22 protein-coding genes are annotated in these 21,102 nt (G+C 61.8%); 6 read left to right on the top strand and 16 right to left on the bottom strand.

All coding sequences use genetic code 11. The features are described from left to right. Positions 1-43: 43 nt before the first annotated feature. From NL123_RS03055 to coq7, 4 genes are all read left to right on the top strand, one after another. A complete protein-coding gene (locus NL123_RS03055; RefSeq protein WP_248484938.1) occupies positions 44-1,006 on the top strand; it encodes a DUF805 domain-containing protein in 963 nt (320 codons plus the stop codon). Positions 1,007-1,069: 63 nt separating this feature from the next. After that, positions 1,070-1,858, top strand: coding sequence for an SDR family NAD(P)-dependent oxidoreductase (locus tag NL123_RS03050; RefSeq protein ID WP_494357195.1), 789 nt, complete (start codon positions 1,070-1,072; stop codon positions 1,856-1,858). Between the two features lie 46 nt (positions 1,859-1,904). Next, on the top strand, positions 1,905-2,243 hold the full coding sequence (locus NL123_RS03045) for a histidine triad nucleotide-binding protein (protein ID WP_010206940.1): 339 nt from the start codon (positions 1,905-1,907) through the stop codon (positions 2,241-2,243). Positions 2,244-2,360: 117 nt separating this feature from the next. Beyond that, a complete protein-coding gene (gene coq7, locus NL123_RS03040; protein WP_015886151.1) occupies positions 2,361-3,008 on the top strand; it encodes a 2-polyprenyl-3-methyl-6-methoxy-1,4-benzoquinone monooxygenase in 648 nt (215 codons plus the stop codon). A gap of 55 nt (positions 3,009-3,063) precedes the next feature. Here coq7 and NL123_RS03035 read toward each other — a convergent pair whose 3' ends face one another. Then, positions 3,064-3,486: an OsmC family protein gene (locus tag NL123_RS03035; RefSeq protein ID WP_005792019.1), complete on the bottom strand. Its 423-nt coding sequence runs from the start codon at positions 3,484-3,486 to the stop codon at positions 3,064-3,066. A 246-nt stretch (positions 3,487-3,732) separates the two neighbouring features. Between NL123_RS03035 and crp the strand changes: the two genes are divergently transcribed. Then, the gene (crp, locus tag NL123_RS03030) at positions 3,733-4,377 is read left to right on the top strand and encodes a cAMP-activated global transcriptional regulator CRP (protein WP_071494301.1); all 645 of its coding nucleotides are present in this window, start codon (positions 3,733-3,735) and stop codon (positions 4,375-4,377) included. Here crp and NL123_RS03025 read toward each other — a convergent pair. The 14 genes from NL123_RS03025 to NL123_RS02960 all read right to left on the bottom strand — a co-directional run bounded on the left by NL123_RS03025 (position 4,374) and on the right by NL123_RS02960 (position 19,278). Next, positions 4,374-5,072 carry a lipoate--protein ligase family protein gene (locus tag NL123_RS03025; RefSeq protein ID WP_494357194.1) on the bottom strand — a complete coding sequence of 233 codons (699 nt, stop codon included), beginning with the start codon at positions 5,070-5,072 and terminating at the stop codon, positions 4,374-4,376. The two genes, crp and NL123_RS03025, sit on opposite strands and share 4 nt — an antisense overlap. Next, positions 5,072-5,908 (bottom strand): indole-3-glycerol phosphate synthase TrpC, encoded by an 837-nt coding sequence (gene trpC / locus NL123_RS03020; RefSeq protein WP_071494303.1) that lies wholly within the window; start codon positions 5,906-5,908, stop codon positions 5,072-5,074. Before trpC ends, NL123_RS03025 begins: the two co-directional genes overlap by 1 nt. After that, entirely contained in the window at positions 5,905-6,954 is a 1,050-nt protein-coding gene (gene trpD, locus NL123_RS03015) for an anthranilate phosphoribosyltransferase (RefSeq protein WP_010206948.1), read from the bottom strand. The genes trpC and trpD overlap by 4 nt, the downstream gene beginning before the upstream one ends. Positions 6,955-6,963: 9 nt before the next feature. Beyond that, positions 6,964-7,557, bottom strand: a complete 594-nt coding sequence (locus NL123_RS03010) for an aminodeoxychorismate/anthranilate synthase component II (protein WP_071490220.1) — start codon at positions 7,555-7,557, stop codon at positions 6,964-6,966. A 10-nt stretch (positions 7,558-7,567) separates the two neighbouring features. Next, positions 7,568-9,049, bottom strand: coding sequence for an anthranilate synthase component I (gene trpE, locus NL123_RS03005; protein ID WP_025857058.1), 1,482 nt, complete (start codon positions 9,047-9,049; stop codon positions 7,568-7,570). Between the two features lie 70 nt (positions 9,050-9,119). Then, positions 9,120-9,938: a phosphoglycolate phosphatase gene (locus NL123_RS03000; RefSeq protein ID WP_248484942.1), complete on the bottom strand. Its 819-nt coding sequence runs from the start codon at positions 9,936-9,938 to the stop codon at positions 9,120-9,122. Further along, the gene (gene rpe / locus NL123_RS02995; RefSeq protein ID WP_025857056.1) at positions 9,935-10,609 is read right to left on the bottom strand and encodes a ribulose-phosphate 3-epimerase; all 675 of its coding nucleotides are present in this window, start codon (positions 10,607-10,609) and stop codon (positions 9,935-9,937) included. The genes NL123_RS03000 and rpe overlap by 4 nt, the downstream gene beginning before the upstream one ends. Positions 10,610-10,693: 84 nt before the next feature. Further along, positions 10,694-11,842, bottom strand: coding sequence for an iron-containing alcohol dehydrogenase (locus tag NL123_RS02990; RefSeq protein WP_179029317.1), 1,149 nt, complete (start codon positions 11,840-11,842; stop codon positions 10,694-10,696). A gap of 217 nt (positions 11,843-12,059) precedes the next feature. Next, positions 12,060-12,884 (bottom strand): ABC transporter permease, encoded by an 825-nt coding sequence (locus tag NL123_RS02985; protein WP_015886162.1) that lies wholly within the window; start codon positions 12,882-12,884, stop codon positions 12,060-12,062. Positions 12,885-12,896: 12 nt separating this feature from the next. Beyond that, the gene (locus NL123_RS02980) at positions 12,897-14,144 is read right to left on the bottom strand and encodes an ABC transporter permease (protein ID WP_058424777.1); all 1,248 of its coding nucleotides are present in this window, start codon (positions 14,142-14,144) and stop codon (positions 12,897-12,899) included. A 69-nt stretch (positions 14,145-14,213) separates the two neighbouring features. Then, positions 14,214-15,254, bottom strand: a complete 1,041-nt coding sequence (locus NL123_RS02975) for an ABC transporter substrate-binding protein (protein WP_494357193.1) — start codon at positions 15,252-15,254, stop codon at positions 14,214-14,216. A 43-nt stretch (positions 15,255-15,297) separates the two neighbouring features. After that, entirely contained in the window at positions 15,298-16,410 is a 1,113-nt protein-coding gene (locus NL123_RS02970; protein ID WP_058424775.1) for an ABC transporter ATP-binding protein, read from the bottom strand. Positions 16,411-16,635: 225 nt separating this feature from the next. Next, complete coding sequence (locus NL123_RS02965) at positions 16,636-17,265, bottom strand: response regulator (RefSeq protein WP_071490227.1); 630 nt, start codon at positions 17,263-17,265, stop codon at positions 16,636-16,638. Between the two features lie 18 nt (positions 17,266-17,283). Further along, positions 17,284-19,278 (bottom strand): PAS domain-containing sensor histidine kinase, encoded by a 1,995-nt coding sequence (locus NL123_RS02960; RefSeq protein ID WP_494357192.1) that lies wholly within the window; start codon positions 19,276-19,278, stop codon positions 17,284-17,286. Between the two features lie 77 nt (positions 19,279-19,355). Here NL123_RS02960 and NL123_RS02955 point away from each other — a divergent pair, with 77 nt between their 5' ends. Further along, entirely contained in the window at positions 19,356-20,330 is a 975-nt protein-coding gene (locus NL123_RS02955; protein WP_248484945.1) for an alpha/beta hydrolase family protein, read from the top strand. 3 nt (positions 20,331-20,333) lie between these two features. Here the strand turns inward: NL123_RS02955 and NL123_RS02950 are convergent, their stop codons facing one another. Continuing rightward, positions 20,334-21,101 carry a TerB family tellurite resistance protein gene (locus tag NL123_RS02950; protein WP_248484946.1) on the bottom strand — a complete coding sequence of 256 codons (768 nt, stop codon included), beginning with the start codon at positions 21,099-21,101 and terminating at the stop codon, positions 20,334-20,336. Between the last annotated feature and the right edge of the window lies 1 nt (position 21,102).

The following is a 21,102-nucleotide window of genomic DNA, read 5'->3' as shown; positions in this document are numbered from 1 at the left end:
CAGGCCTGCCCTACCTCCCTGAACAAGTGACAAGGAAGCCCGCATGAGCGACAACCGTTTCAAGATTGTGTTTGATGGAGCCTTGCTCCCGGGTGTCGAAAGCACCACGGCCAAACTGAACCTGGCCGAGCTCTTCAAGAGCGAAGTCGAAGCCATCGAGAAGCTCTTTACCGGCCGCCCGGTTGCACTCAAGCGCGACCTGTCTCGCCCGGATGCGGAAACCTACCTCACCGCGCTGAAAAACGCCGGGGTCGACGCGCGTATCGAACCTGAACAACCCGTGGCCTTCAGCCTTGCCGAGACCCACGAGACGGACTCCGGTCCTTCTGGCTTCGCGCGACCGGCGGCGTCACCTTATGCTCCGCCCCGGGCGACGGTAGGTGATGATTTGCCCGAGTACGCGACCCTCAAAGTCTTCACTATCCATGGCCGCATCGGCCGCCTGCGCTACCTGGCATGGACCCTGGTGTTGACCCTGGCGATGCTGGTTGCGGGCGGCATCATCAGCACCGTCAGCTTTGCCGTGGCCACCGCGTCGCCGATTGCGGGCACCATCATCGGAGTACTACTGGGTCTCGCGCTGTTTGTGGCGCTGGTATGGGTCAGTGTGCAGATCGGCGTGCAGCGCCTGCATGACCTGGGCTGGTCGGGCTGGTTGTATCTCCTCAACCTGGTGCCGCTGGTAAACAGTGTCTTCCCGATCCTGTTGCTGGTATTGCCGGGCAATGCGGGCGCCAACCAGTACGGCGCGCCACCGCCACGTAACTCCACCGCGGTAAAAGTCCTGGCCACGCTGTGGTTGGCGTTTATTCCGGTCATGCTTGCCATCGTGGTGACCTTGGGCATGAACGGTTACCTTGACCAGCTCGAAGCCAACGTGGACAGCAGCTACGAAAGCAGCTCCATCACCTCCGATGAAGACGCCGACCAAGCCACCACCGCTGAAGAAGACGAAGCGCAGAGTGCTGACGAAGCGGGCGAACCTGTAGACTCTCCAGAACAGTGAAGAAACGCCCCCGGCCTGTAATGCCTTTGTTACAGGCGCGGCGGCGTTGCGATGGAGAAAGGCATGACCCGTTACGCTCTGATCACCGGCGCCTCCAGCGGCATCGGCCTGGCCCTGGCCGAAGCACTGGCACGTCGCGGCCGCAGCTTGATTCTGGTGGCCCGCCAGCGTGATCAGTTGGAAAGCATTGCAATCGAATTGACTCAACGCTTTGGCGTCGAGGTGCTGTTCCGGGCCTGCGACCTGGGCGAGCCGCTGCGCTTGTCCGGGTTCCTGCTGGAGCTTGAAGAAGGCGAACGTCAGATCGACCTGCTGGTGAACTGCGCCGGTATCGGCACCAGCGGGCCGTTCCTGGCCCAGGACTGGATGACCGAACAGGACCTCATGGAGGTCAACATCCTGGCCCTGACCCGCATGTGCCATGCGCTCGGCAATGCCATGGCGCTGCACGGCGGCGGGCAGATTCTCAATGTGGCATCTGTCGCGGCATTCCAACCCGGCCCCTGGATGAGTACCTACTACGCCAGCAAAGCCTATGTACTGCATTTCTCCGAAGGCCTGCGGGAAGAATTGAAGACCTGCGGCATCAAGGTCTCGGTCCTCTGCCCCGGCCCGACGCGCACCGCATTCTTCGGCACCGCACAAATGGACACCGCCAAGCTCGATCGCAGCCAACAGTTGATGAGCCCCGAAGAAGTAGCGCTCTACACCGTGCGCGCCCTGGATAAGAACAAAGCCATCATCATTCCCGGTCGTCGCAACCGCTGGATCGCCTTCAGCCCACGCTTCAGCCCACGCTGGCTGACCCGCAAGATCGCCGGCGCCATCAACAAGGCCTATTGCCCGCGCTGACTGGCTGGGTACACTCACCCTGCATACTCATAATGGAGAAACAGCTGTGGATACTCTGTTCACCAAGATCATCAACAGAGAAATACCCGCGGACATCATCTACGAAGATGACCAGGTCCTGGCGTTCAAGGACATTCATCCGGCGGCACCTGTGCATTTCCTGGTCATTCCCAAGAAGCACATCCCCACCCTGAATGACCTGACCGAAGAAGACAAAGCCTTGGCCGGCCACATTCTGTTCACTGCCCAGCGCCTGGCCGTGGAACAAGGCTGTGAGGAAGGCTTTCGGGTGGTGATGAACTGCAACCCGAAGGGCGGGCAAACCGTTTATCACATCCATATGCATGTGCTGGGTCAGCGCCAGATGAACTGGCCGCCGGGCTGATTCCCCCCCGAACAAGGGTCGCGGCCCCTGGCTGCGACCCAATGCCCTTGACGCAACGCAAACGCTTGCCCCTCTCTTGCGGTAAACTGGCCGCCGAGATTCTTCCCGGAGGTCAGCATGACTACCCAACGTCACTACTCGCCGATTGACCGTCTGTTGCTGCAAGCCGACATGGCCATGCGTACGCTGCTGCCCTTCAGCGGCCAACCGTATCGCCCTTCGCCTGCCATCGTGCAGCCCGACGCGCAGATGAGCGAGACCGAGACCCGCCACGTCGCCGGCCTGATGCGCATCAACCATACCGGCGAAGTCTGCGCCCAGGCGCTGTACCAGGGCCAGGCGCTGACCGCCAAGCTGCCGCAGGTTCGCGCCGCCATGGAACATGCCGCCGAGGAAGAAATCGACCATTTGGCCTGGTGCGAGCAACGCATTCGCCAACTGGGCAGCCACCCCAGCGTGTTGAACCCGCTGTTTTACGGTTTATCGTTCGGGATCGGCGCTGCAGCCGGCCTGATCAGCGACAAGGTCAGCCTGGGCTTTGTCGCAGCAACTGAACATCAGGTGTGCAAACACTTGGACGAGCATCTGGAACAACTGCCGGCCGAAGATGAAAAATCCCGGGCCATTCTTGAACAGATGCGTATCGATGAAGAACATCACGCAGAAAGCGCGCTGGATGCCGGTGGTTTTCGCTTTCCGGCACCGGTGCGGTTTGGCATGAGCCTATTGGCCAAGGTCATGACTAAAAGCACGTACCGAATCTGAGCCCAAAAAAGGGCGCTATCACAGCGCCCTTTCTTTTTGCCCGTCGATTGAGCGATCAACCCAGTTCGATGATTTCGTAATCATGGGTGATGGCCACCCCGGCCGCGCCCAGCATGATCGATGCCGAGCAGTACTTCTCGGCCGACAGTTCGATAGCGCGCTTCACCTGCGCCTCTTTCAGCGCCCGCCCCTTCACCACGAAATGCATATGGATCTTGGTGAATACCTTCGGATCTTCAGTGGCACGCTCGGCCTCCAGGAAAGCTTCGCAGCTCTCCACAGCCTGGCGTGACTTCTTCAGGATGCTGACCACGTCGAAATTGCTGCAACCGCCTACGCCAAGCAGGAGCATTTCCATCGGGCGAACGCCCAGGTTGCGGCCACCGGCTTCCGGCGGGCCGTCCATGACCACCACATGACCACTGCCCGACTCACCGAGGAACATGGCTTCGCCCGCCCATTGGATGCGTGCCTTCATCGCCCAGACTCCACTGTAAAAAAAGGGTCGCCAGCTTAGCACAGCGCCTGCGTGCGTCAGCGTTTCGCACAAAAGCGATCAATAGCAGGGTTTGCACGGAAAATTGGTTAATCGAGTCAGAATGTGTCTGTTAAGCTGACGCCAAATCGATGGCGTAATGCCACCCTTTATACAGCGTGTATCAATGCCGATACCGATGAATACAACAACTCCAACTATTTCGCGCAGTCTTTTCGGGATACAACCATGGTTGCCCTTACTCCCATACCCAAGATCAAGAATCTCGACAAACTGCTGATGCATTGCCAGCGCCGCCGCTACCCGGCCAAGCACAACATCATCTGCGCCGGCGAACGTTCCGAAACGCTGTTCTTCATTATCAAAGGTTCGGTCACCATCCTGATCGAAGATGAAGACGGTCGCGAAATGATCATCGCCTACCTGAACACCGGGGATTTTTTTGGGGAACTGGGGCTGTTCGAACAAGCCGGCAAAGAGCAGGAACGCAGCGCATGGGTGCGCGCCAAGGTCGAGTGCGAAGTGGCCGAGATCAGCTACGCCAAGTTCCGCGAACTGGCCCAGCACGACCCGGACATCCTTTACGTCCTCAGCGGCCAGATTGCGCAACGCCTGCGCGATACCACGCGCAAAGTCGGCGACCTGGCATTCTTCGACGTCACCGGTCGCGTTGCCCGCTGCCTGCTTGACCTGTGCAAGCAACCCGACGCCATGACGCACCCCGATGGCATGCAGATCAAGGTCACGCGCCAGGAAATCGGGCGCATTGTCGGCTGTTCACGGGAGATGGTCGGGCGCGTACTCAAGGACCTGGAAGAACGCAACCTGGTGCACGTCAAAGGCAAGACGATGGTGGTATTCGGTACCCGTTAAGCCGGCAGGAAGCTGGCCAACATCTGACGGTACAACGTGTCGAGCCGGCTGATCGCATCCGGCGCCGGGAAGGCTTCGTGCAGGGCGATATGGCTCTCGGCACGCACCCGCTGGTCGAGACCGCAGGCTTGATTGAAGCGGTTGACCGCCGCGATCAGTTCTTCACGATCGTTTTCCAGCAACAGTGCACCGTGCACCAGGCCCACCGGGCGCCCCCCGCTTTGACGCCAGCGCTGGGCAGTGCCAACCATTTTGCGACCATTGAGATTGACGTTGTAGCGACCGTCGCAAAATGCGCCGTCGATCTCGCCGACAGACGCTTTGCCACCCAACTCGATCAGCAAGTCGCAGATCGGTTGGCATAAACGCAAGTAACCGGTTTCGATACGATTCTGGTCGCCTTCACTGCGCGGCGGGGCGTAGACCAGGGCAATGTTGACCGTGGCGCTCGACTGCGGCACCGGCTCACCGCCGGTTTCACGCAGCAGCACCGGCCAACCGGCGTCGGCGGAGACTTGGCTGGCAGTTTCAAAGGCCGGCAAGCGGCTCAACCGACGTGGCATAACCAAAGCCTGGTTGCTGGGTTGCCAGAACAACAACCCATACTCCCGCTCACCTGCGCAAACAGCAGCCAGCAGGTCCTGCTCGGCGGCAAGTCCGGCTTCGACGGTCATCGCAACCGGCTGCGTCATCATCAATCCAGCGTCGAACCGCTGACCGCCACGCCCCGCTCCGGGAAGAACAGGCGCTGCAATTCAGCCCCCGGGTTCTCAGCACGCATGAACGTCTCGCCCACCAGGAACGAGTAAACGCCGCTGATCTCCATCAACTCAACATCGGCGCGGTTGACGATGCCGCTCTCGGTGATCACCAGGCGGTCACGCGGAATGCGCGGCAGCAGGTCGAGGGTGTTTTCCAGGCTGACTTCGAAGGTGTGCAAGTTGCGGTTGTTGACCCCCACCAGCGGTGTGTCGAGGGTTTTCAGGGCGCGTTCCAGCTCATCACCGTCGTGCACTTCCACCAGCACGTCGAGGCCGACGCTTTTGGCGACGGCAGCCAGCTCGGCCATCTTCACGTCATCCAGCGCGGAAACGATCAGCAGCACGCAGTCGGCGCCCAGGGCACGGGCTTCGACGATCTGGTACGGGTCGACCATGAAATCCTTGCGGATCACCGGCAACTTGCACGCGGCGCGAGCCTGCTGCAGGAACAGGTCGGAACCCTGGAAGTAGTCGATATCGGTCAACACGGACAGGCAAGTCGCCCCCCCCTTCTCATAGCTGACGGCGATTTCCGATGGCACAAAGTGTTCGCGGATCACGCCTTTGCTCGGCGAGGCTTTCTTGACCTCGGCGATCACGGCCGGTTGCTTCTGCTTGGCCTGGGCGATCAACGCATTGGCGAAGCCGCGCGGTGCATCGGCGATCTTTGCCTGGGCTTCCAACTCGGCCAGGCTCACGCGGGCACGCCGCTCGGCGACTTCTTCAGCCTTGCGGGCCAGGATCTTTTCCAGAACGGTCGGCACACTCATCCTTCATTCTCCATCTTGAATACTGCGGTGAATGCTCCCAGCTCTTCGAGCTTCTCACGAGCCAGACCGGTGTGCAGCGCATCGTGGGCCAAAGCAACACCTTCCTTAAGACTATAGGCGTGGTCGGCTGCATAAAGTGCCGCGCCAGCATTCAAAACAATCATCTCGGCGGCTTTCTGACCGTTCTCGGTCTTGCGACGGCCCAGTGCATCACGAATCAGTTCCAGCGAAGCCGCCGGGCTTTCCACCGCCAGGCCGTGCAGGCTCTGACTCTTCATGCCCAAGTCTTCCGGTTCGACCCAGTATTCGGTGACCTGGTCATTCTTCAGTTCCGCCACGAAGGTCGGCGCTGCCAGGCTGAATTCGTCCAGGCCATCCTTGGAGTGCACCACCAGCACATGCTTGCTGCCCAGGCGTTGCAGCACTTCGGCCAGTGGGCGGCACAACGCCTGGCTGAACACGCCCACCACCTGGTGTTTCACACCGGCCGGATTCGTAAGCGGGCCGAGCATGTTGAACAGGGTACGCAGGCCGAGGTCCTTGCGCGGGCCGGCGGCGTGCTTCATCGCACCATGATGGGATTGGGCAAACATGAAGCCAATGCCGACGCTGTCAATACAGCGCGCCACTTGTACCGGAGTCAGGTTCAGGTAGATGCCCGCCGCTTCCAGCAGGTCGGCACTGCCGCTCTTGCCGGAGACCGCGCGGTTACCGTGTTTGGCCACGGTGCAGCCCGCCGCCGCGACGACAAAAGAAGACGCCGTCGACACGTTGAAGATGTTCGCACCGTCACCGCCGGTGCCGACCACGTCGACCACACCGTCGAGGGTCTTGAGTTCGACCTTGTCAGCCAACTCGCGCATCACCGACACGGCGCCGACGATCTCGTCGATGCTCTCGCTCTTCATGCGCATGGCCATCATGAACGCGCCGATCTGCGCGTCGGTGCATTGACCGGTCATGATCTCGCGCATCACATCGCTCATTTCAGCGGTGCTCAGGTCCAGGTGGCCGACGATACGGCTCAGGGCAGTCTTGATATCCATGGAAAGTCCTTAGCGCGTGCCGCCGCTCTGCTTGAGAAAATTGGCGAACAGCTCGTAGCCCTGCTCGGTCAGGATCGATTCGGGGTGGAATTGCACCCCTTCGATATTCAGTGTCTTGTGGCGCAGGCCCATGATCTCGTCGACCGAGCCGTCCTCCAGTTGGGTCCAGGCGGTCAGTTCCAGACAATCCGGAAGGGTTTCGCGCTTGACCACCAACGAATGGTAGCGGGTCACGGTCACCGGCAAGTTAAGCCCATGGAACACGCCCTGATCATGATGGAATACCGGGCTGGTCTTGCCGTGCATCACCTGCCGTGCACGCACCACGTCACCGCCAAAGGCCTGGCCGATGGACTGGTGGCCCAGGCATACGCCCAGGATCGGCAGCTTGCCGGCGAAATACTGGATCGCTTCCAGGGAAATACCCGCCTCGGTCGGCGTGCACGGGCCTGGCGAAACCACGATGCGCTCCGGGTTCAGGGCAGCGATCTCGGCCACGGTCAATTCGTCGTTGCGCACCACCTTGACCTCTGCACCCAGCTCGCCCAGGTACTGCACAACGTTGTAGGTAAAGGAGTCGTAGTTATCAATCATCAGCAACATGGGGGAAACCTCAGGAATTGGGGGTCTGTTCAGCCAGCGCAACGGCGCGGAACATCGCGCGGCGCTTGTTCAGGGTTTCTTCCCATTCGAGGGCCGGCACCGAGTCGGCGACAATCCCGCCACCGGCCTGCACGTGCAACTCCCCGTCCTTGATCACGGCCGTGCGGATCGCAATGGCCGTGTCCATGTTGCCGTTCCAGGCGAAATAACCCACGGCGCCGCCGTAGACGCCGCGCTTGACCGGCTCCAGCTCGTCGATGATTTCCATCGCGCGGATCTTCGGCGCACCCGACAAGGTGCCCGCCGGCAGAATCGCGCGCAACGCATCCATCGCCGTCAGGCCAGCCTTCAGCTCGCCGGTAACGTTGGAGACGATATGCATCACGTTGGAATAACGCTCGATCACCATCTTCTCGGTGAGCTTCACTGAGCCGATTTCCGAGACCCGCCCGGTGTCGTTACGCCCCAGGTCGATGAGCATCAGGTGCTCGGCGATTTCCTTGTCGTCGCTCAACAGGTCTTCTTCCAGCGCCAAATCGGCTTCTTCGGTCGCACCCCGTGGGCGCGTACCGGCGATCGGGCGCACGGTGATCAGGTTGTCTTCGACGCGCACCAGCACTTCCGGCGAACTGCCCACCACGTGGAAGTCACCAAAGTTGAAGAAGTACATGTACGGCGTGGGGTTGAAGCAGCGCAATGCGCGATAGAGATCGATCGGCGCGGCCTTGAAGTCGATGGACATGCGTTGCGACGGCACCACCTGCATGCAGTCACCGGCAAGGATGTATTCCTTGATGGTATCGACCGCACGTTCGTAGTCATCCTGGGTAAAGCTGGAGCGGAACACCGGGTCGGCCGCCGGCGGACGACTGAGGTCCAGGCCGCGACGCGGAGTGATCGGCTGACGCAGTTTTTCCAGCAGGGCTTCGAGGCTGGCCCGGCCTTGCTCGAACGCATCGGCCTGGGACGGGTCGGCCAGCACAATTGCGTGCATTTTTCCGGCGAGGTTGTCGAACACCACCACCGCGTCGGAGACCATCAGCAGGATGTCCGGCACCCCCAATGGATCCGGATTCGGGCATTTGCCCAGGCGTTTTTCCACATAACGCACGCAGTCGTAGCCGAAGTAACCCACCAGGCCGCCGTTGAAGCGCGGCAGGCCGGCAATGGTCGGCACGTTGTAGCGCGCCTTGAAGGCTTCGACAAACGCCAACGGGTCTTCTACATCATGGCTTTCGATCTCGACGCCATCATGGGTAATGCTCACATGATGGTCATGTACCCGCAGCACCGTGCGGCACGGCAGGCCGATGATCGAGTAACGCCCCCACTTCTCGCCGCCCTGTACCGACTCGAGCAGGTAGGAGTTAGGCTCGTCGGCCAGTTTCAGGTAGATCGATAGCGGCGTGTCGAAGTCGGCCAGGGTTTCGCAGGCCAGGGGAATGCGGTTGTAGCCGGCAGCGGCCAAACGCAGGAATTCTTCGCGGGTCATGATATGCCTCGTGGCTTGAGGGTCTAACAGTCAGGTATGCAAACGTGCCGCAGAGCGCGGCCAGGATCAGTCAGGCGCGCCAACGCCAGCGGGCCAGGGCCTTGATAACTTTCATCCAGAGTTTGCGAGTGACCACCACGATGGAATTTCCAGAAGGGGACGGATCGGTATCGGGCAACGTTATCTCAGCGCCCGCTCCCAAGCAACCGGGGATTAACAGGCGCAGGTCATCAATCACCAATGAAGGCGACTCTTCGGCGATCGGCCGACCATGGTTATAGCCGTAGCTGAGGGCCACACACTGCACGCCTGCGGCCTTCGCCGCCTGCACATCACTGCGTGAATCGCCGACAAACAACGACTGCGAAGCCGGGATATTGGCCATTTTCATCACGAAAAACAGCGCCGCCGGATCGGGCTTTTTCTGCGGAAGGGTATCGCCGCCGATGATCCAGCGGAAATACCGGCCGATTTTCATCTGGTCCAGCAGCGGCGCTACGAAGCGTTCCGGCTTGTTGGTGATCAGGGCCATTTCCACGCCCTGCTTGCTCAGCCATTTGAGGGTGTCACGTACGCCGGGGTAAACCACGGTCAGTTCGTGGCCGTCTTCATAGGCGGCATTGAACAGTTCCAGCGCATGCTCGGCCTCCACATCATCGACACCTTCGGCATCGATGTTGTTAGCCAAGGCGCGGCGCACAAGCATGTGCACGCCGTTGCCGACCCACTCACGCACCGACTCGATCCCGGCTGGCTTGCGCCCCAGCTTGAGCAGCATCTCGTCCACCGCCGCCGCCAGGTCGGGCACCGAGTCGATCAAGGTACCGTCCAGATCGAACATCACCAGCCGTGGCAGTTTGCCGGGGAACAGCCGCTCAAAGCCGCTCATGGACGCGCCAGCGCCAGTTCGGCACGCATCTTGTCGATGACTTCCTGGTAGTCCGGCGCATTGAAGATCGCGGAGCCGGCCACGAAGGTGTCGGCACCGGCCGCTGCGATTTCACGGATATTGTTGACGTTGACTCCGCCGTCGATCTCCAGGCGGATATCACGGCCGGAAGCATCGATCAGCGCGCGGGCTTCGCGCAGCTTGTTCAGGGTGCCGGGGATGAACTTCTGCCCGCCGAAGCCTGGGTTGACGCTCATCAGCAGGATCATGTCGACCTTGTCCATCACGTACTCAAGCACGCTCAGCGGCGTGGCCGGGTTGAACACCAGGCCCGCCTTGCAGCCGCCTTCGCGGATCAGTTGCAGGGTGCGGTCGACGTGCAGCGAGGCTTCCGGGTGGAAGGTGATGTAGGTCGCGCCGGCTTCCACGAAGTCGCCAATGATGCGATCTACCGGGCTGACCATCAGGTGCGCATCGATCGGCGCGGTGATGCCGTACTTGCGCAGCGCCGCACACACCATCGGGCCGATGGTCAGGTTGGGCACGTAGTGGTTGTCCATGACGTCGAAGTGCACGAAGTCGGCACCGGCGGCCAACACCTTGTCCACTTCCTCACCCAGGCGGGCGAAATCGGCGGAGAGAATCGATGGAGCAATAACGAAGGGCTGCATGACGCACCTTTTTTGAGCTAAATCACGATGGCGCGCATTGTATACCTCATGCTTTGCCGCGCGCACCGTGACCTGGCTCAACGGCTAGTAAGCCGCCCGGTAGATTTTCTCGATATCGGCGGCGCTGAGCTTGCGCGGATTGTTGCGCATCAGCCGCTCAATGCCTGCCGCCTCAACCGCCATGGCCGGGATCGCGTCCTCGGGCACGCCGAAACTGCGCAGGCCTGCCGGGATCTCGACGGCGGCACACAGTCGCGTCATCGCGTCCACGGCCTGGTCGGCCGCGTCGTTGACGCTCAAGCCGCTGACATTCACACCCATGGCCTGGGCGATATCCTGCATGCGTTCGACACAAGCCAGTTTGTTCCAGTGCATCACATAGGGCAGCAGCAGCGCATTACTCACGCCGTGGGCGATATTGAAACGCCCGCCGAGGGGGTACGCCAACGCATGCACCGCACCGACCCCGGCGTTACCGAACGCCATGCCGGCCATCAGGCTGGCGGTGGCCATGTCGTCACGGGCCTGCAGGTTGGCCGGGTTGGCGTAGGCCTTGGGCAGCGCCTTGGCAATCAGTTTGATCGCGCCGATGGCCAGCGCATCCGTGATCGGCGAGGCATTCAGTGACAGGTAGGATTCGATGGCATGCACCAGCGCATCCACGCCACTGGCGGCAGTAACGCTGCGCGGGCAGGTCAGGGTCATTTGCGGGCTGATCAGCGCCACATCCGGCAGCAGGTAGTCGCTGACGATGCCTTTTTTAAGCTGTGCGGCCTTGTCGGAGAGGATCGCCACATTGGTCACCTCCGAACCCGTGCCAGCCGTGGTCGGGATGGCGATCAACGGCGGGCCCTTGCGCGGCACCTGGTCGACGCCAAAGAGGTCCGCCAGCGCACCGTGGTAACCGGCGTAGGCGGCAACACTTTTGGCGATATCGATGGCGCTGCCACCGCCCACGCCGATCAGGCCGTCATGCCCGCCTTCGCGGTAAGCGCGCATGCAATCTTCGACGATGGCGATTTCCGGGTCGGGCAGTACGCGGTCGAAAATCTCGTAGGCACGTTCGCCCAGGTGTTCGAGGGCCAGCGCCACGGTGCCGGATTTGACCAGCGCGGCGTCGGTGACGATCAGCGGGTTGTCCACATCCAGGCGGGTGAGCTCAAAGGCCAGTTGTTCGATGGCGCCAGCGCCGGTGAGCAGTTTGTGGGCGATCTTGAATGAGGAAGTACTCATGTGCGCGGCCTCTTATTAAGAAATGGGCTGGCACAAGAGTAGCTCGGAAACTTGGGTTGCCTAGCATTCAGAGGCTGAATGGTGATTTCCAACACGACACAAAACCATGTGGGAGGGGGCTTGCCCCCGATTGCAGTGGGTCAGGTAAGAATTTATTCACTGACACGCCCTCATCGGGGGGCAAGCCCCCTCCCACACTTGAATCTCCAGCAAGCCGTTAGACTGCCGCCGTACGCAATTTCTCGCTACGCCCGCGCAGCCATTCCAGGGTCAACAACAGCAACACCGAGAAGGCAATCAACAAGGTTGCCGCCGCCGCAATCGTCGGGCTGAGGTTTTCGCGGATGCCGCTGAACATCTGGCGCGGCAAAGTCGCTTGCTCAGGGCCGGCGAGGAACAGCGTCACCACCACTTCATCGAACGACGTGGCGAAGGCAAACAGCGCGCCGGAGATCACCCCCGGCGCGATCAACGGCAAGGTCACCCGGCGGAATGCCGTGAGTGGCGAAGCCCCGAGACTGGCGGCCGCCCGCACCAGGTTGTGGTTGAACCCCTGCAACGTGGCCGACACCGTGATGATCACAAACGGTACGCCCAGCACCGCATGCACCACGATCAACGAGAAGAAGCTGTTGCCCAGGCCCAACGGTGCAAAGAACAGGTAGCTGGCCACACCGATAATCACCACCGGCACCACCATCGGTGAAATCACCAGCGCCATTACCAGCGCCTTGCCGGGGAAGTTGCCGCGGGTCAGGCCGATGGCCGCCAGGGTGCCGAACACCATCGCCAACACCGTGGCCGCCGGGGCAACGATGATGCTGTTCTTCAGCGCCCGCATCCACTCGGCGGAGGCAAAGAAGTCCTGATACCAGTGCAGTGAAAAACCCTGCAACGGATACACCAGGAAACTGCCGCTGTTGAAGGACAACGGGATGATCACCAGCACCGGCAGGATCAAGAACAACAGGATCAAGCCGCAGAGGATCCGCAAGCTGTAGAACCAGACCCGTTCAACGGGCGACATGTAAGGGCTCAGCATCGCAAGGTCTCCTCAGCTCAGGCGCAGGCGACTGGCGCCCACCAGCCGGTTGTAGATCAGGTACAGCACCACGGTGGCCAGCAGCAGCAAGCCGCCCAGCGCCGTCGCCATGCCCCAGTTGATACTGGTGTTGGTGTAGAACGCCACGAAGTAGCTGACCATCTGGTCGTTCGGGCTGCCCAGCAGGGCCGGGGTGATGTAGTAACCAATCGCCAGGATGAACACCAGTAGGCAACCGGCGCCTACACCGGCGTAGGTCTGCGGGAAGTACACGCGCCAGAAGCTGGTGAATGGGTGGCAACCCAGGGAAATAGCCGCACGCATGTAGGTGGGCGAGATGCCCTTCATCACGCTGTAGATCGGCAGGATCATGAACGGCAACAGAATATGCACCATCGAGATGTAGACCCCGGTGCGGTTGAACACCAGTTCCAAGGGTTTATCGATCAGGCCCATGCCCATCAAGGCGCTGTTGATCAGGCCGCCGGACTGCAGCAACACGATCCACGCCGCTACCCGTACCAGGATCGAGGTCCAGAACGGCAGCAGCACGAGGATCATCAGCAAGTTGCTCTTGCGCGCCGGCAGGTTGGCCAGCAGGTACGCCAAGGGATAGGCCAGCAGCAGGCAGATGGCCGTAATCACCAGGCCCATCCAGAAGGTACGGGCGAAGATGTCCAGGTAGATCGCCTGGTCCGGCGTGGCCGGGGCGACTTCGCCAAGGTCGTCGATGCGATGGTCGACGGCCGCCAGCAGGTAGAACGGCGTCAGACTGCTGGTGTTGCGCCGGATCGCCTGCCAGTACGCCGGGTCGCCCCAGCGTTCATCGAGGTTTTCCAACGCTTCTTTATAAGAGCCGGGCGCTTCACTGAACGGCAGCGCCCGCGCGGTTTTGGTCAGCAGGCTGCGGTAGCCGGCCAGTTCCATGTTCAAGCGCTTGGACAGATCGCCCAGGGTCTGGTTCTTGCGCGCCTCGCCCAGATCCTCGCTGAGGGCCTGGTACACCGGTTCACCCGGCAAGCCACGGCCGTCCCAGGCCGTCACCGCGACCACGGTACGCGGCAAGCCACCCACCACTTCCGGGTTGCCGACGCTCTTGAACAGCAACGCAATGATCGGCACCAGGAACACCAGCAGCAAGAACAGCACCAGCGGCGCAATCAAGGCCTGGGCCTTCCAGCGATTGAGCCGCTCGGCACGCGCCAGGCGCTGCTTGAGGGTGGGGCTGTTGACCTCGTTCGAGGGAACGGCGATGGCCATGGCTGACTCCGAATCTTAAAGATAAATACAGACCCCCTGTGGGAGGGGGCAAGCCCCCTCCCACATGGGTTACTTGGCCGCCCAGGCGTTGAAGCGCTGCTCCAGCTGCTCGCCGTTATCCGCCCAGAAGCTCACATCGATCTGCACCTGGTTGGCGATGTTTTCCGGGGTGGTCGGCATGTCCTTGAGGATGTCCTTGGCCAGCAACGGCACGGCTTGGGTGTTGGCCGGGCCGTAGGCGATGTTTTCCGAGTAGGTCTTCTGTTGCTGAGGCTGTACCGAGAAGGCGATGAATTTCTTCGCCGCTTCGGCACGGTCCTTGGCCAGGCCTTTTGGGATGGCCCAGGCGTCGAAGTCGTAGATGCCGCCGTTCCACACCACCTTGAGGTTGCTTTCTTTCTGTACGGCGGCGATGCGGCCGTTGTAGGCCGAGCTCATCACGACGTCACCGGAAGCGAGGTACTGCGGCGGCTGTGCGCCGGCTTCCCACCACTGGATCGACGGCTTGAGTTCATCGAGTTTCTTGAATGCACGGTCCTGGCCATCTTTGCCGGCCAACACTTTGTACACGTCTTTCGGCGCAACGCCGTCGGCCATCAAGGCGAATTCCAGGGTGTACTTGGCACCTTTACGCAGGCCGCGTTTGCCTGGGAATTTCTTGGTGTCCCAGAAATCTGCCCAACTGGTGGGGGCGGAGGTGAGTTTGTCGGCGTTGTAGGCGAGCACGGTCGACCACACGAAGAAGCCCACGCCGCAAGGCTGGATCGCGCCTTTCACGTAGTCAGCGGTGCTGCCGAACAGTTTCGGGTCCAACGGCTCGAACATGTCTTCGTCACAGCCACGGGAGAGTTCCGGCGATTCCACTTCCACCAGGTCCCAGGACACGCTCTTGGTGTCGACCATGGCTTTCACCTTGGCCATTTCACCGTTGTACTCGCCGGCGACGATCTTGCCATTGCCCGCGCTTTCCCACGGTGCGTAGAACGCCTTGACCTGGGCCGCCTTGTTCGCGCCACCGAAGGACACGACCGTCAGGTCCGGGCCTGCCATGGCCTGGGTTGCGCCGATCAAGCCAATGGCCAGCGCCGAATACTTAAGGGATCTCAACATTGTTGTTCTCTCCACGTGCAGGGTTGGTGAAGCCAGGGGGCGATCAATTCGCCTCTAGAAGTGGGTCGAGTGCGCGAACGTGCTCGACTTGCCAGCCAATCGGTACCACGTCGCCGACCGCCAGGGCTGGGTCCAGCTCGGCAATCGGTTGTTTCACAAAAAAATCGGTCTTGCCGCAGACTTCCAGGCGCACGCGCACGTGGTCGCCCAGGTAGATGAATTCCGCCACCCGCCCCGAGAAACGGTTGACGCAGCTTTCGCTGGAACCATTGAGGCTGACGCGCTCCGGGCGCACCGAGAGGGTCACCGGGCCGCCGACCTGGCCGACGTTCACCGCCAGCGCCTCGACCTTCTCGCCCCGCGCCAGCTCCACCACGCAGCGCTCGCCGGTGTGGCTGTGCAGGCGACCATTGAGGCGGTTGTTCTCACCGATGAAATTGGCGACGAAGGTGTTCTTCGGCTCTTCGTACAAGGTGCGCGGCGCGGCGATCTGTTGGATCTCGCCCTGGTGGAACACCGCCACGCGGTCGGACATGGTCAGCGCTTCGCCCTGGTCATGGGTCACGTACACCACAGTCACGCCGAGGCGCTGGTGTAGGTGCTTGATCTCCATCTGCATGTGTTCGCGCAGTTGCTTGTCGAGGGCGCCGAGGGGTTCGTCCATCAGCACCAATTGCGGTTCGAACACCAGCGCGCGGGCCAGGGCCACGCGCTGCTGCTGGCCGCCAGAGAGTTGCGCCGGGTAGCGCTGGGCGAAGGCATCGAGCTGGACCATGCTCAACACGCGTTTGACCCGCTCGCTGATGTCGGTCTTGCTCAAGCCCCGTACCGACAGCGGGAACGCCAGATTCTCGGCGACGGTCATGTGCGGGAACAACGCGTAGTTCTGGAACACCATGCCGATGTCGCGCTTGTGCGGCGGCACATTGTTGATGGAACGCCCGGCCAGCTGGATTTCCCCTGCGGTCGGCGTCTCGAAGCCGGCGAGCATCATCAGGCTGGTGGTCTTGCCCGAACCGGAAGGCCCGAGCAGGGTGAGGAACTCGCCCTTGCGAATCTCCAGGTTGAGGTCTTTGACGATCAGGTTCTCGCCGTCGTAGCTCTTCTGCACGCCACGAAAGCTGACCAGCACATCATTTGAATCCACCTCGCTCATACCCGCACCTTTTTGTTTTGGACTGCTGTGGAACAAGCGTAGTCCAGGCGCGAGACCCCGGAAATCGGGGGCCAGGAGAGAATTGCATCAGCCGGATGGAAGGTTGGGGGTAGGGATTGCCCTACAGGGATGGCGCGCACGGAACGGTGCCGCGCCAAGGGGTGAGCGGCAAGCGGCAAGAATGGGCTCCGCGGGTTTTTCGCGGTGTCGTTATCAGGTATGTGGTTAGAGCAGCTTGTGTTCCATGGCGTACTTCACCAACTCGGCCAGCGAGGTGATATTGAGCTTTTGCATCAAGCGCGCCTTGTGGGTGCTGATGGTCTTGCTGCTCAGCGCCAGCTGCTGGGCGATGTCGTTGACGTTGGCGCCCTGGGCCAAGCGCTCGAACACCGAGAACTCACGCTCCGAGAGCAATGAATGCAGCGGTCGCGTATCGGTCAGGCCGACCTCGAAGACCATGCGGTCGGCCAGGTCCGGATCGATATAGCGCCCGCCAGCCGCCACCTTGCGGATCGCCGTAAGCAACAGCGCCGGGTCACTGTCCTTGGTGGCGTACCCGGCGGCGCCAACCTTCAAGGCGCGGGCGGCCATTTGCGCTTCGTCGTGCATCGACAACACCAGGATGGCCGGCGGATTGTTCAGCGCACGGATGCGCGCAATCGCTTCCAGGCCATTGACGCCGGGCATCGAGATGTCCAGCAACACCACCTCGCAAGGCACGTGACGCAAGGTCTCCAGCAACTGCTCGCCATTGCCGGCCTCACCCACCACCAGCAGGTCCTTGGCCAGGCCGATCAACTGCTTGATGCCTTCACGAACAATGGTGTGGTCTTCGGCTACCAGTACACGGATCACAGGGCTTTCCTCTGGGTGTTATGCATCCAACGGCACCGTGACGCTCAGGGTGGTGCCCTCCCCCAACTCGCTGTCCAGGCTTAATTGCCCGCCCATGATCAGCACCCGCTCGCGCATGCCTACCAGGCCGAACGATACCGGACGGCCCTGGGCCTGGACGAAACCGACGCCGTCATCACTGATGGTCAGCCGCAGATGCGTGCCTTCCACTGCCAAGGTCAGTTCGACAGTATGCGCCTGGGCATGGCGCATCACATTGGTCAACGCCTCCTGCAGGATGCGGAACAGGCCGATGGCCTTGGCATCGCTCAGGGTCGGCAGATTATCCGGCACCTGGACCAGGCAGGGGATTTGCGTGCGCGCTTCAAAACGTCGCGCCTGCCATTCGATGGCCGAGGCAATGCCGGCATCCAGGATCGGCGGGCGCAGCGCCGTCGCCACATCGCGTACCAATTGGAATAACTGGGCGATCAGGCGCTTCATGCTGTTCAAGCGCTCGTGCAAACCGGGGTCGAGTTGCGCATAGGCCAGTTCGCACATCGAGGTTTCGAGCTTGAGCACCGTGAGCATCTGCCCGAGTTCGTCGTGCACTTCACGGGCGATACGGGCCTTTTCTTCTTCGCGCACGGTTTCCAGGTGGGCGGAGAGTTCGCGCAGTTGCGCTTCACTTTGCAGCAACGCGGCCAACGTCCGGCGCAGTTCGGTGACGTCGTTGAGGTAGACCACCAGGTATTCGGCTTCGGCAAACCGCAGAAAACTCAAGGACACGTTGGTCGGCAGGATGCTGCCATCGGCACGCCGGCAATCGGTGGCAAAGTTCTGCGGGCCGTCTTCGCTGGCCCGCGCGCGTTTCCACAGGTTGAGCCAGCGGTCCATGTCCAGGCTTGGATCAAGGTCAGCCAAGGGCCGCTCGATCAGTGCACCGGGGCCGTAGCCCAGCATGCTTTCAGCGGCGCGATTGGCGTAGCGCACATGACTGTCCCAGTTGACCCACAAGATGCCCACGGTGCTCTGATCAATGGAAAACTGCGTCAGCCGCAAGGCTTCGGCCCCGGCGGCGCGGGCGGCGCTTTCTTCGCGGGCGGCCAGTAGGCCATGTTCGAGCACCCGTTGCTGGCGGCGCTGCCAGAACACGACAGCCAGGCTGGCAAGCAAAAACAGGCCCAGCAACAGGCTGAGGTTTTGCCACAGGCCCGGGGTTTCCGTCAGGCGTGGGTACTTGGGTTGCAGCCAGCGGCTATGCAATTGGTCCAGGTCGCGGGCGGGGATGGCGCGCAGGGCGCTTTCCATGATGCCGGCCAGTTCCGGCCATTCCCGGCGCGTGGCCACCCGCAGCAACTGTGGCAGGCCAATATCCCCCACTACCGCCAGCCCGGCGAACTCCGCCTCGCCGGACAAGCGACTCAATTGCGCCTCGTCCACCACTGCGTAGCGTGCCTGCTGGCTCACCAATAGCTGCAGGGCCTGGCGCTCCATCGGCACACCTTGCAGGTTGAGGCCGGGGTAGGTGCTGCGCAGGTAGTCCGCCACGGCGCTCGGCGTGCGCACGGCAACGCGGGATTGCTCATCGAGTTTCTCCAACTCCACCGCACCACCGCCCTCGCGGATACCGACAATGTGCTGCGGCACACGCATATAAGGGTCGGTGAACAACCACAGGCGTAAACCGGCCGGGGTTTGTTGCAGGCCGGGGGCGATGTCCACTTCGCCCTCGCGCACGGCGGTTTCCAGTTGCTCCTGGTTGGGGAAGTTGCGCCAGGTCAGCTCGATGTTCAGTGTCTTGGCCAACCACTGCATCAACTCCACGTTCGCCCCGGACAGCCGTTGCAAACGCCGGTCGTATTGCGCGTAGGGCGCCTGCAACACCAGGCCCACCCGCAGCTCCGGGTGCTGGGCCAGCCACTCGCGTTGCTGCGCATTGAGCTGCGCCTGGGGCGTGGCGGGCACAGTGGCGGCATTGGCCATCAAGGCAAGGCACCAACAGCCGATAACCAGCAGACAGCGAAAACCCATGATTGACGTCTCACATCACTGACAAATACTGACCAACCCATTAGGCTGCCGGAATCACTTCTGGCCGGGAATTTACGATGCCCTTTGTTCACCGTTCGGCACTGCCAGCATTGTGCCTGTCGTTACTTATTACCAGTGCCTTTTCCGTACAGGCCGCTGACGCCCCCGCACCTGCCGCCGAAAAACCGGTCGAACGCCAGCCTTTGCTCGAGCGTAGCCAGGAGGAGGCCAGCGCCCTGGAGCGCAAAATACCGCAACAGGAACAGCAACAATTGCAGGCCGGCAGCGATTCATTCCTCGCCCTGTGGAAACCGGCCAACAGCGCCGAGCCCGAGGGTGTGGTGATTATCGTACCGGGCGCCGGCGAAAGTGCTGACTGGCCGCAAGCAATCAGCCCGTTGCGGCACAAATTGCCGGATGCCGATTGGGGCACCCTCAGCCTGTCGCTGCCGGATGTGAGCGTGGACACCCTGCCACCGCGCGTGATGGAAGCGCCCAAGGCTACTGTCGACACCAGCAGCAAAGAGGCAAGTACCGCCGACAAACCTATCGAACAAGCCGCCAGCGCCGAAGCCGAAGGCACCGACCCGGCCGTGGTACCTGGGGCCGATGAACAGGACAAGACCGACGCTTCGCGCATCTTCGCGCGCATCGACGCGGCCGTGGCCTTCGCCCAGACCCAGAGCGCACGCAGCGTGGTGCTGCTCGGCCATGGCACCGGCGCCTGGTGGGCTGCTCGCTATTTGAGCGAGAAACAACCGTCCCAGGTGCAGAAGTTCGTCATGGTTGCGGCGCAGACGCCCACCGGGCGCCATCCGGATGTGCAACAACTGGCCCCCGGCCTGAAGTTGCCGACCGCCGATGTCTTCTATCAAGACAGCGCTCAATCACGCAAAAACGCCGTGGCCCGCGCCCAGGCGGCCAAGCGCTTGAAGAATGACGGTTACAAGCAGGTGTCGTTGAAAGCCTTGCCCGGCAACAGTGATGCCGGGCAGGAGCAGTTGTATCGCAGGGTTCGCGGCTGGTTGAGCCCGCAGGCCAGCGTCGACTGAAACCTAGCGGAAATCTCGGCGCTCGCGAATCAACGTATAGGCGTTGTGCAATTCACGGGTACGCTCGGTCGCCTCACGCACCTGCGCGGGGCTGGCACCCGTGCCAGCAATCTTGTCCGGGTGATGGCGACTGAGCAGCCTGCGATAAGCCTGCTTGATTCCCGATGGCTCGGTGGTGGCCGTCACTCCCAGCAAGCGCAACGCCTCCTGATAAGTGACGCCGCGACTGACCAATGGCCGGTGCTCAGGCTTGAAGTCAGCGGCCAATGCCTGGAGCTGTTGTGGCGTCCAGCCCAGCCATTTGCCCCACAGGTCGATCAGGTCGCGCTCGGCGTCATCCGCCTTGCCATCGGCCCACGCCATACGCCAGCACGCGCGCAAGACACCTTCGGCGGCATGGGGCTGCGCCTTGAGCACACGCAAGTAGCTGCGCACCCGGTCAGCGCCGGACTTGCCGCGATTGAACGCCGCAATCGCACGGCGCTGGGCCGACTCGGTCATGTCCAGCGCACGCATCTCCTGGCGCGCCTGTTGGATATGCCCATCCACCACGCGCCCATTGCTCTTGGCCAGGCGCCCCAGCAACACAAACAACAACTCGTCATTGCGCAACGCCGGGCGCCCGCCCAGGCGCTCGCGCAATTGTGCCCAACTGTGCAGTTGCAGGCGGCGGTCCAGCGCCTGCCCCAGCAGTGCGCCCAACATGGCCCCCGGAATACTGGCAATGGCAAAGCCAGCTCCCGCGCCGATCAGCGTCCCTGGCCACAGCATG

Source organism: Pseudomonas sp. FBCC-B1565 (assembly GCF_059133265.1).
The sequence above is the reverse complement of the archived record's forward strand: the minus strand, read 5'-3'. Positions and strand labels throughout refer to the sequence as shown.

What these genes read in the sequence shown, in the direction of transcription:
- NL123_RS03055 (WP_248484938.1), top strand. Translation starts at nt 44, where the DNA reads ATGAGCGACAACCGTTTCAAGATTGTGTTTGATGGAGCCTTGCTCCCG.
- NL123_RS03050 (WP_494357195.1), top strand. Translation starts at nt 1,070, where the DNA reads ATGACCCGTTACGCTCTGATCACCGGCGCCTCCAGCGGCATCGGCCTG.
- coq7 (WP_015886151.1), top strand. Translation starts at nt 2,361, where the DNA reads ATGACTACCCAACGTCACTACTCGCCGATTGACCGTCTGTTGCTGCAA.
- NL123_RS03035 (WP_005792019.1), bottom strand. Translation starts at nt 3,486, where the DNA reads ATGAAGGCACGCATCCAATGGGCGGGCGAAGCCATGTTCCTCGGTGAG.
- crp (WP_071494301.1), top strand. Translation starts at nt 3,733, where the DNA reads ATGGTTGCCCTTACTCCCATACCCAAGATCAAGAATCTCGACAAACTG.
- NL123_RS03025 (WP_494357194.1), bottom strand. Translation starts at nt 5,072, where the DNA reads ATGATGACGCAGCCGGTTGCGATGACCGTCGAAGCCGGACTTGCCGCC.
- trpC (WP_071494303.1), bottom strand. Translation starts at nt 5,908, where the DNA reads ATGAGTGTGCCGACCGTTCTGGAAAAGATCCTGGCCCGCAAGGCTGAA.
- trpD (WP_010206948.1), bottom strand. Translation starts at nt 6,954, where the DNA reads ATGGATATCAAGACTGCCCTGAGCCGTATCGTCGGCCACCTGGACCTG.
- NL123_RS03010 (WP_071490220.1), bottom strand. Translation starts at nt 7,557, where the DNA reads ATGTTGCTGATGATTGATAACTACGACTCCTTTACCTACAACGTTGTG.
- trpE (WP_025857058.1), bottom strand. Translation starts at nt 9,049, where the DNA reads ATGACCCGCGAAGAATTCCTGCGTTTGGCCGCTGCCGGCTACAACCGC.
- NL123_RS03000 (WP_248484942.1), bottom strand. Translation starts at nt 9,938, where the DNA reads ATGAGCGGCTTTGAGCGGCTGTTCCCCGGCAAACTGCCACGGCTGGTG.
- rpe (WP_025857056.1), bottom strand. Translation starts at nt 10,609, where the DNA reads ATGCAGCCCTTCGTTATTGCTCCATCGATTCTCTCCGCCGATTTCGCC.
- NL123_RS02990 (WP_179029317.1), bottom strand. Translation starts at nt 11,842, where the DNA reads ATGAGTACTTCCTCATTCAAGATCGCCCACAAACTGCTCACCGGCGCT.
- NL123_RS02985 (WP_015886162.1), bottom strand. Translation starts at nt 12,884, where the DNA reads ATGCTGAGCCCTTACATGTCGCCCGTTGAACGGGTCTGGTTCTACAGC.
- NL123_RS02980 (WP_058424777.1), bottom strand. Translation starts at nt 14,144, where the DNA reads ATGGCCATCGCCGTTCCCTCGAACGAGGTCAACAGCCCCACCCTCAAG.
- NL123_RS02975 (WP_494357193.1), bottom strand. Translation starts at nt 15,254, where the DNA reads ATGTTGAGATCCCTTAAGTATTCGGCGCTGGCCATTGGCTTGATCGGC.
- NL123_RS02970 (WP_058424775.1), bottom strand. Translation starts at nt 16,410, where the DNA reads ATGAGCGAGGTGGATTCAAATGATGTGCTGGTCAGCTTTCGTGGCGTG.
- NL123_RS02960 (WP_494357192.1), bottom strand. Translation starts at nt 19,278, where the DNA reads ATGGGTTTTCGCTGTCTGCTGGTTATCGGCTGTTGGTGCCTTGCCTTG.
- NL123_RS02955 (WP_248484945.1), top strand. Translation starts at nt 19,356, where the DNA reads ATGCCCTTTGTTCACCGTTCGGCACTGCCAGCATTGTGCCTGTCGTTA.
- NL123_RS02950 (WP_248484946.1), bottom strand. Translation starts at nt 21,101, where the DNA reads ATGCTGTGGCCAGGGACGCTGATCGGCGCGGGAGCTGGCTTTGCCATT.